This is a genomic window from Staphylococcus sp. EG-SA-17 (assembly GCF_017151845.1).
Classification (GTDB): domain Bacteria; phylum Bacillota; class Bacilli; order Staphylococcales; family Staphylococcaceae; genus Staphylococcus; species Staphylococcus aureus.
The window spans coordinates 1-254 of record NZ_JACVZO010000140.1 but is presented as its reverse complement, the minus strand read 5'-3'; the positions used below and the strand labels follow the sequence as shown (position 1 = coordinate 254).

General features: G+C 28.7%; 2 protein-coding genes. One reads left to right on the top strand and one right to left on the bottom strand.

The annotated features are described in order from the left end of the window. Positions 1-109, top strand: a 109-nt coding sequence (locus tag IDG65_RS14450) for an IS3 family transposase (RefSeq protein WP_078103001.1), incomplete at its 5' end; no start/stop codon positions are given. Here IDG65_RS14450 and IDG65_RS14445 read toward each other — a convergent pair. After that, positions 89-254 (bottom strand): transposase (locus IDG65_RS14445; RefSeq protein WP_176718074.1); only part of this gene is annotated, 166 nt, incomplete at its 5' end. The genes IDG65_RS14450 and IDG65_RS14445 overlap by 21 nt on opposite strands.

Sequence of the window (254 nt, the reverse complement as noted above, 5' to 3'; positions counted from 1 at the left end):
AACAGAATTATTTGATTATGTAAATTGGTACAACAATTTTAGACCACATTCTTCATTACAGTATTTGACGCCAGTGGCATTTAAAAATCTACACATGAAAACTGTCTAAAAAAATGTTGACATACCAGTCTGCAACGATATCCTCTTGTAATTGATTACGAATATAATTTTCAATCACTTTTTTATTTCTACCTACTGTATCCACATAAAATCCTTTACACCAAAACTTTCTATTTCCATATCTATACTTTAAG